1 protein-coding gene is annotated in these 5,931 nt (G+C 72.3%); it reads right to left on the reverse strand.

The features are described 5' to 3' along the window. A partial coding sequence (locus VT50_RS37210; protein WP_143645356.1) for a non-ribosomal peptide synthetase occupies positions 1 to 5,931 on the reverse strand: 5,931 nt, incomplete at both ends.

The raw sequence follows: 5,931 nt of genomic DNA on the forward strand, positions 1-5,931 counted from the left end.
GGAACCAACCCCAACCCCGCATCCAGCACAAACACTCGGGAGTTCGGCACCGGAGAGCCAATGGGCACTGAGGAGGTGTGCGCTGTCCCGTCGGAGTGCCACACCGCGGCGTAGACGGTCGCCTCGGTGGGGCCGTAGGCATTGACGATGCGCGCCTCGGGGAAACGGGATCGCGTGGTGGCCAGCAGTTGGGGGGAGAGGGCTTCTCCCGCCAGGACGATCGTGTCGAGAGACGGGCCTTCGGTCTGTTGGTGGGCGGAGAGCAGGCTCGCCAGGACGGAGGGAACGGCACTCAACAGACCCCCGGTCCCCAGCAGCCCAGGGTCGGCCGCGGCGGACAGCAGATCGGGGACGAGTTCCACCGTGCCACCGAGTGTGAGCGGTACGAGCAGTTCGAAGACGGAGACGTCGAACGTGAAGGACGTCGTGGCCCTCACATGCGCCAACCGGTCCGCGCCGAGGTCGTCCCGCGCCCAGGCCACCAGGTCCACCACATTGGCGTGGGAGACGACCACCCCCTTGGGGGTGCCCGTCGAGCCCGAGGTGTAGATGACGTACGCCGGATGGGCGGGCGTCAGTGGTGTTGGCCGTTCGTCGTCGGACACGTTCCCGGCCTCGTGGTTTTTCGTACGGGCGTGGGTGTCGTCGGTGTCGAGGAGGAGCCAGGGCAGGGTGGCGGTACTGGTGGGGAGGGTGTTGGCGAGTGTGCTGGTGGTGAGGAGGAGGGTGGGTTCGCTGTCGTGGAGCATGAAGGTGGTGCGGTCCGCTGGGTAGCCGGGGTCGAGGGGTACGTAGGCTGCTCCGGTCTTGGTGACGGCCAGCACGGCAGTGATCAGCTCGAGGGAGCGTGGCAGGGCCAGCGCGATACGCGTCTCCGGTCCGGCGCCGTGCTCGATGAGCAGCCGGGCTAGCCGGTTCGCGCGCGCGTTGAGGTCCGCGTAGGAGACCGTGTGCTGGAACACCACCGCTGTGGCCTGCGGAGTACGTGCCGCCTGTTCCTCGAACAGCTCCGGCAGCACCCGCCCCGCCCCGGCCGCCGCCACCGAGGCACCCGTACCCCAGCCCAGCAGCCGCCCCCGCTCGTCGTGGCCGAGGAGGTCGATCCGGCTCAGGGGCTGGTCGGGACGGTCCGCGACGGCGTCGAGCACACGCAGCAGGCGGCCGACGATCGCCTGGGCCGTTCGGTGCTCGAAGAGGTCGGTGGCGTACTCGAGGCTGCCCCGGATGCCGTTCGGCTCCCCGCCCCCGGCGGTGTGCGTCTCCGCGAGCGCGAAGGCCAGGTCGAACTTGGCCGTGTCGGTGGCCACCTCCAGGGCTTCGGCGGCCACTCCCGGCAGGGACAGCTCGGTCGCCCGAAGGTTCTGGAAGGTGAGCATCACCTGGAACAGCGGGTGCCGGGCCAGGGACCGGACCGGGTTGACCGCCTCCACCACGCGTTCGAACGGCACCTCCTGATGCGCGTACGCCGCTCCGTCCGTCTCTCGCACCCGTTCCAGGAGGGTCAGGAAGTCCGGGTCGCCGCTGGTGTCGGTGCGCAGCACCAGCGTGTTGACGAAGGGGCCGACCAGGTCGTGCACGGCCACCTCGTCGCGGCCGGCGAACGCCGTGCCCAGGGGGATGTCCGTCCCGGCGCCGAGTCGTGTCAGCAAGGCCGCGAGGGCGGCCTGGACCACCATGAACACGCTGGCGTCCTGAGAACGGGCCAGCCGGGTCAGCCTCCGGTGCAACGCGGCCGGAACGGCGATGTCCACGGTCGAGCCCTGATGTCCGGCCACCGGCGGCCGTGGCCGGTCCGTCGGCAGGGGGAGTTCCTCGGGCAGCTCCGCGAGCGTTTCCTTCCAGAACGCGAGCTGCCGGGAGAGCACACTGTCATCCCGGTCCTCCGCACCCAGCACCTGGCGCTGCCAGAGCCCGAAGTCCGCGTACTGAAGCGGCAGGTCGTCGCTCCATCGGGGTTCAGAACCGGCCGTCCGGGCCCGGTAGGCGGTGGCCAGATCGGCGAAGAGCGGCTCCAGCGACCAGCCGTCGGCCGCGATGTGGTGGACCACCACGAGCAGCACATGCTCGTCGTCGCCCTGCGCGAACAGGCTTATGCGTAGAGGCAGTTCGGTGGCCAGGTGGAAGCCACGCCCGGCTTCCTCCGTCAGCGCCGCCGCGAGTATGCCGTCCGAAGCACGTCCGGCCGAGGTCCCGGCCGCGCCCCCGCCCGAGGTCTCGGCCGAGTCCGTTTCGTCGGCCGCGGGCCGCATGCCCCGTACGACGGCGTGCAGCGCGGACCGGGCCGCGTCCGGGCCCAGGACCCGCTGCCACGGCCGCCCGTCGTCCCCGTGCGGATAGACGGTGCGCAACACCTCGTGTCGGGCCACGATGTCCCCGGCCGCGGCCATCAGCGCCTCCCGGTCCAGCGGGCCGTGGAGTCGCAGACCGACCACGATGTTGTAGGTCGCCGCCCGATCGCCCTCCAACTCCTCGAGGAACCACAGCCGTTGCTGGGCGTACGACAGCGGCAACCGGCCCGTACGCGGCATCGGGCCCAGCGGCGGGCGCGCCACGTCGCCCCGTTCCGCGCCCTGGACCACCGCCGCCAACCCCTCCACCGTCGGTGTCCGGAACACCGCGCGGATGCCCAGATCGACGCCGGTGCGGGTACGGACCTGTCCCATCAGCCGCATCGCGAGCAGCGAATGCCCGCCCAGCTCGAAGAAGCTGTCCGCCACGCCCACCTCGGGCACGCCGAGCACCTCGGCGTACAGCGCGCACAGCAGCCGCTCCCAGGAGGAGGCCGGTGGCCGGCCGGTGCCCGAGCTGCCGACGGGGCCGGGAGCGGGCAGCGCCTTGCGGTCCAGCTTCCCGTTCGCCGTCAACGGCAACGCGTCCAATGACACCACCGCCGACGGCACCATGTGCTCCGGCAGCCGCTCGCGAAGCCAGGAGCGCAGCTCGGCCGGGGCCGGTTCATGGTCCGGCCGGGCGACGGAGTAGGCGACGAGCCGAGGGTCACCCGGCCGGTCCTCGCGGACCATTACGGCGGCCCGTGCCACCTGCGGATGCGAGGCCAGCACCGCCTCGATCTCCCCCGGCTCGATCCGGAATCCCCGCAGCTTGACCTGGCGGTCGGCCCGGCTGAGGTATTCCAGCCGCCCGTCCTCGTCCCAGCGCACCAGGTCGCCGGTGCGATACATCCGTGACCCCGGGGGGCCGTACGGGTCGGCCACGAACCGCTCGGCGGTCGGGCCGGGACGGTCGAAATACCCGAGGGCCACACTCGTCCCCGCGATGTGCAGTTCTCCCGCCACGCCCGGCGGCAGCAGGCCCAGGTGCCGGTCCAGGACGTACGCGCGCGTGGTGTCCAGCGGCGTCCCAATCCGCGGCGCGCCGTCGTCATCGACCCGGACGGCGGCCGTGGTGCACCAGACCGTGGTCTCGGTGGGCCCGTACAGATTCACCACCTCGGCGCCGAGCCCGAGCAGCCGCCGCCCGAGCGGGGCGGGCAGCGCCTCACCACCGCTGAGGATCCGCACCCTCGACAGCGCCCCCGCGTGGTCGCCGTCGTCGTCCACCTCGCCGACCACCGCCTGCCACAGCGTGGGCGTGGCCTGTGCCATCGACACCCCGTGGCGGCTCACCAGCCTCAGCAGAGCGGCCGGATCGCGCGTCTGGCGCGCCGAAGCGAGGACGATACGGGCCCCCGCCGTGAGTGGCATGAACCACTCCACCACCACCACGTCGAACGACGGCGTGGAGGCCGCCAGCACCGCGTCCGACCCGGTGAGCGGTGTGCGCCGGGCCAAGGCCCGCAGGAACCGGCCGAAACCGCTCCGGGGCACCACCACACCCTTGGGCCTGCCGCTGGAGCCCGAGGTGTAGAAGAGGTACGCGGGGTGGTCCGGCAGCAGCGGACGCCTCCGGTCCGCGTCCGCCAGGTTGCCCGCCCCCGTCTCCGCTCCTGCCTCCGCCCCCGCCTCCGCCAGCCGGTCCGCCGTGTCCTCCGCGTCCAGCAGCAGAAGTGGCACTGTGGCCGCCTCCGGGGGCAGAACCTCGGCGATCGCGCTGGTCGTCACCAGGAGGGCCGGGCGGCTGTCGGCGAGCATGAACGCCACACGCCGAGCTGGGAAGTCCGGATCGACGGATACGAAGGCGGCACCCGCCTTGAGGACGGCCAGCGCGGTGATGAGCAGGTCCGGGTCACGGGGCAGGGAAAGGGCGACCCGGGTCTCCGGGCCCGCGCCCGCGGCGGCGAGCACCCGAGCCAGCCGGTTCGCCCGCTCGTTCAACTCCCCATAGCTGAGCCGCTGTTCCTCGAACACCACGGCCACATCGGCCGGGGTGCGCTCGGCCTGGCGCTCGAACACCTCCGGCAGCAGCGAAGTCGTGTCATCGGCTCCGGCCACACCGGGCGAGGCATTGCCCCACTGCCGCAGCAGGAGCTCCCGCTCGGCCGGGGCCAGCACATCGAGCCGCGCCACCGTCCGCTCCGGGGTGTCCGCCACGCTCTCCAGCACCCGGACCAGACGCCGCGCGAGCTCCTCTACGGCGGAGTGGGCGAAGGCATCGGGGCGGTAGCCCAGCTGGAGCCGCAGGGACTCGCCCGGGATGACGACCAGCGCCAGCGCATAGTGAGTGGCGTCCCGGCCGGTGCTGCCCACCACCCGCAGCCCGTCCTCCGGCGCGCCGACCCGCTCGGGCCGCACCGGATAGTTCTCGAAGACCAGCACCGTGTCGAAGAGCTCGCCCACCCCGGCGAGCGCCTGCACCTCGGTCAACCCCAGATACTGGTGCTCCGACAGCGCCGCCTGGCGCGCCTGCACCTCTTCCAGCAATTCCAACAGCGACTGCTCTGGGGCGAGTTGGACCCGTACCGGCAAGGTGTTGATGCACAGGCCGATCAGCGACTCGACACCGGACACCTCGGGTGGCCGCACCGCGGCCGTGGCCCCGAACACCACATCGTCCCGGCCGGTCAGCCGACCCAGCAGCAGCCCCCACGCCACCTGTACCAGCGTGTTCAGCGTCAGCCCGGAGGAGCGGGCGCGCCGGGTCAGCCGAGCCGTCAGCCCGTCGGGCACATCCAGGCAGAACTCCCGGGGGACCACCGCCGTACGCCCGTACGCCTCCGGGGCCAGCAACGTCGGCTCCGCCACCCCGGCCAGCGCCCCGCGCCACGCCTCGCGGGCGGCGGTGGCATCCTGCGCGGCGAGCCAGCTGAGGTAGTCGCGGTAGGCCGCCGGGCGGGGCAGCAGGGCGTCATCCCCGGCCTGCCCGTACAGGAAGAACAGCTCCTGGATGAGGACCGGCGTCGACCAGCCGTCCAGCAGGATGTGATGGTGGGTCATGACCAGGCGGCTGCGCCCACCGCCCAGGCGGAACAGCGTGAACCGCATCAGTGGTGGCCGGGTCAGGTCGAACCTCGTGGCACGGTCCTCATCCAGCCAGCGCTCGTACTCCCCGTCCTGCTCGGCGGTGGAGAATCCGCTGAGGTCGATCTCCTGCCACGGTGTCGGCACATGGCGGGGCACGACCTGGACCGGCCTGGACAGGCCGTGGTGGAGGAACCCGGCCCGCAGATGGGGGTGGCGGAGCAGCAGAGTGTCCAACGCCTGCCGGAAGCGGACGCTGTCGACGTCGCCCTCGAGGTCGAAGGCGAACTGCACCAGATAGACGTCCGGGGCCGTCCCGTCGAACTCTGCGTGGAAGAGCAGCCCCTCCTGCAACGCGGTCAGGGGCAACGTATCGACGGCGCCGGGAAGACTCCGCTCGACCGCGGCCACGTCCTCGGCGGTGGGGGAGAGCAGCGGGGGCGTGGCGGAGGCCGGACCGCCCGAGGTGGCGGCGGCATCCGTGGGGGCCGGGGCGCCGGACGGCGACGCGAGGCGCGCGAGGGCGGCGGGGGTCTGGTGCTGGAAGACCTGGCGGGGGGTGAGCACCAGCCCC

Origin of the sequence: Streptomyces antioxidans, assembly GCF_000968685.2 — a bacterium.
Taxonomy (GTDB): Bacteria; Actinomycetota; Actinomycetes; order Streptomycetales; family Streptomycetaceae; genus Streptomyces; species Streptomyces antioxidans.